Raw genomic sequence first — 3,607 nt, 5'->3', positions numbered from 1 at the left:
GCCCGCGCGCACGGTGGCGCGGCTCGCGTCGGCGACTCCGCGCCCGACGCGCCGCGAGATCTCGCGCGCCCTCTCCCAGCCACCTTCCACGCCTACAAGTCTTACCCGATCGGCACTCGGTGACGGCGCGAGGCCGCCCCTCGTGTCGCCACCCGCCGGGCGGGGACAGGCGCGGACGGGCACGGACGGGCACGGACGGGCACGGCCGGGCTCAGTGGACGGGCACGGACGGGCTCAGTGGCGGGGTCCGGCGGTTCCGGATCCGGCTGATCGGGCACTCTGGGCACCTTCAGGTCCGGTCATGGGTGAGAATGAAGTGTGAGCGAACAGCACCTTTCGGCGGAGGCGGCCCGATGAGCCCGACCAGGACCCGCGTCTCCGCCCCCGACCAGGCCTGTGTCGCCGCGGTCGATCTGGCGCGCGCCGCCGCCGAGGAGCTGGCGCGGCCGGGCGAGCCCGGCGAGCATCTGGGCTTCGAGGCCGAGGGCGACCGGATCGTCACCCACTTCTTCGCCTGCCTCGAGCGGGCCTACCGCGGCTGGCGCTGGGCCGTCACCGTCACCCGCGCCTCCCGCGCGAAGAACGTCACGGTCAGCGAGGCCGTCCTGCTGCCCGGCCCGGGTGCCCTGCTGGCCCCCGACTGGCTGCCGTGGAGCGAGCGACTGCGCCCGGGCGACCTGGGCGTCGGCGACCTGCTGCCGACGCCTGAGGACGACGACCGCCTCGCGCCCGGGTTCACCGAGATCGACGACGACGCGGACCACCAGATGATTTTCGAGTACGGCCTGGGCCGGGCACGTGTGCTCTCGGCCGTCGGCAGAGACCGGGCTGCCAGGCGCTGGCACTCGGGCGAGCACGGGCCGCACACTCCGATCGCACACGCCGCTCCCGCGCAGTGCTCCACCTGCGGCTTCTACTGGCTGCTGTCGGGTGAGCTCCGGCTGACGTTCGGGGTCTGCACGAATGAGTACGCGCCGGACGACGGCAAGGTGGTCGCCGCCGACCACGGCTGCGGTGGGCACTCCGAGGCCACGGTCGCGCCGCCGGCCGTCGAGCAGGCCACCCCGATCCTGGACGACCTGGGGTTCGACCTGATCGAGGAGGAGACGGGGTCGGTGGACGAGCTGGCCAGCGAGGAGCTCGGCCACTCCTGACCCGCTTTCGCGAACGGGCCGGGAGTGTCGGCGTGGGCCGCTAGCCTACGGTGGCCCCCTACCCTCAACCAGGATCGTGATCGATGACCGACACCTTTGGCGCCGACCGGATGCGGGCTGCCGTGCTCGCCGCCTGGACGGCCTCGCCCGCCCGTTTCCGCGAGGACGCCAACGCCGAGGAGGACTTCGCGCTCGGCGGCTACCGTGACCGGCTGATCGTGGAGCTCGCGCAGAACGCCGCCGACGCGGCCCTGCGCGCGGGCGTGCCCGGGGTGCTGCGGCTGAGCCTGCGCGGCGACGTGCTGACGGCGGCCAACACGGGCGCGCCGCTCGACGCGACAGGGGTGGAGAGCCTCTCGACCCTGCGGGTCTCCGGCAAGCGCGGCGAGGCGGGCGCGGTGGGCCGGTTCGGCGTCGGGTTCGCCGCGGTCGTCTCGGTCTGCGACGCGCCGTCCATCGGCTCGCGCGGCGCCGACGCGGTCCGCTGGTCGCGCGAGGAGACGGTCGCTCTGGTGTCCTCGGTGCCGGCGCTCGCCGGCGAGCTGGCCTCCCGGTCCGGCCACGTGCCGCTGCTCCGCCTGCCGTTCGCGGCCGGGCCGCTGGAGGTGCCTGACGGGTTCGACACGCTCGTACGGCTCCCGCTCCGCGACGAGGCGTCGGCCGTGGCGGTGCGGCGCATGCTGGAGGAGGCGAGCCCGGCCCTGCTGCTGGGCATGCCCGCGTTGACGGCCATCGAGATCGACCTCGACGGCGAGGTCCGCACGGTCGTGGCCGACGGCTGGCACGTGGTGTCGGAGTCGGGCGAGTTCACCCCCGGGGAGGTGTCGGCGCTCTTCGCCGACCGCCCGACGGAGGAGCGCTCCCGGCCTCACTGGTCAGTCCGCTGGGCCGTCCCCCTCCGGAGCGCGGGGGGCGGCGGCGCCGGTCCGGAGGATGCCGGGCGGGCTCCGGGGGAGCCGGGGGCGTTGCCCGGCACGGTGCCGCCGGTGGTGCACGCGCCGACGCCCAGTGACGAGCCGCTCGACCTTCCGGCCCTGCTCATCGCGTCGTTCCCGATGGCCACCGACCGGCGCCACGTGGCCAAGGGGCCGCTGACCGACTTCCTGGTCGACAGGGCCGCCGACGCCTACGTCAGGCTGCTGCGGGAGCTGCCGCGCACCCCGAGACTCCTCGACCTGGTCCCGGCCCTCATGGGCAAGGGCGAGCTCGACGCCCGCATCCGACGGGCCATCCTGAGGCTGCTGCCCGGCACGCCGCTGCTGCCCGCCCTCTCGGCTCCCGCTCCGGCCGTCCAGACACCGTCGTTCGCCGACGCGGAGGTGTACGAGCCCGACGCCGAGTGGCGGGTCGAGCACCCCGCCAGGGAGCCGCACGGCGACGGCTGGGTGGTCACCGGCCGGGAGGCCGCCGTGATCGCCGGGTCCGGCGACCTGCTGGCCGCCGTCGCCGACTTCGTCCCGGGCCTGCTGCCCGCCGGCTGGCCCGCCCGGCACCCGGCCATGGCCTCGCTCGGCGTGCGCCGGGTCGAGCTGGCCGAGGTGGTCGACCTGCTGTCCGGCGAGGCGGTCGAGGGGCGCGAGCCGTCGTGGTGGCGCTCCCTCTACGAGGTGCTTCCCGCCGACGACCCCGAGTCGCTCGGCGCGCTCCCCGTGCCGCTGGCCGACGGCCGCCTGGTCCGCGGCCCGCGCGGCACGCTAATCCTCCGGCTCGACGGGCACGGCGGGCTGGATCTCGGGCCGCTGGGGCTGCGGATCGTGCATCCCGAGGCCGCCCATCCGGCCCTGCTGAGGCTCGGGGCCGCCGAGGCCACGCCGCGCACCATCCTCGACGACCCGCTCACCAAGGCGGCCGTCTCCCAGTCGCTCGACAGCCCCGATCCGGAGCTCGTGGCGCGGGCCGTGCTGTCGCTGGTGGAGGCCGCCGGCCTGGCCCCCGGCGAGGCGCCGTGGCTGGCCGAGCTGGCGTTGCGCGGCGCCGACGGCGAGCTCTACCCGGCGGGCGAGCTCATGCTGTCCGGGGGCGCGCTGGCCCGGCTCGTCGAGCCTGACACCCACCTCGGCGTGGTGGCGCCCGAGCTGGAGGAGGCCCACGGCTCGCGGGTGCTGGCGGCCGCGGGCGTGCTCGACGGGTTCGCGGTGGCGCACGACTCCGACGTGCTGCTCGACCACGACGACTGCGACCACGACCTCGACGGCGAGGACGAGTGGCTCGACCACGTGCTCGACCTGCTGCCCGACCTGGACGTGCCGCCCGTGGTGCCGGAGTTCGTGGCGGTGCGCGACCTGGAGCTGGTCGCCGACTGGCCGGCCGCGCTTGAGCTGCTCACCAGGCCGCCGCTGCGCGCCGCCCTCCACCCGCTGCGGATCGCGGGCGTCGAGGTGCCGTCCTACACCGCGTGGTGGCTGGCCGGGCACCCCGTGCTCGGCGGGCGCCGGCCGCGCGAGCTGCGCCTG

General features: G+C 75.9%; 2 protein-coding genes. Both read left to right on the top strand.

All coding sequences use genetic code 11. From position 1 onward, the window contains the following. The first annotated feature begins 353 nt into the window (after positions 1-353). Positions 354-1,154, top strand: coding sequence for a DUF3027 domain-containing protein (locus tag DQW85_RS25950; RefSeq protein ID WP_113702564.1), 801 nt, complete (start codon positions 354-356; stop codon positions 1,152-1,154). An 83-nt stretch (positions 1,155-1,237) separates the two neighbouring features. Continuing rightward, the coding region (locus tag DQW85_RS25945; RefSeq protein ID WP_113702563.1) for a sacsin N-terminal ATP-binding-like domain-containing protein at positions 1,238-3,607 on the top strand (2,370 nt) is incomplete at its 3' end.

The sequence above is a fragment of the Nonomuraea lactucae genome (assembly GCF_003313395.1).
GTDB classification, from domain to species: domain Bacteria; phylum Actinomycetota; class Actinomycetes; order Streptosporangiales; family Streptosporangiaceae; genus Nonomuraea; species Nonomuraea lactucae.
Note: the sequence above shows the minus strand (reverse complement) of the source record. Positions and strands in the feature narration are given on the sequence as shown.

What these genes read in the sequence shown, in the direction of transcription:
- DQW85_RS25950 (WP_113702564.1), top strand. Translation starts at nt 354, where the DNA reads ATGAGCCCGACCAGGACCCGCGTCTCCGCCCCCGACCAGGCCTGTGTC.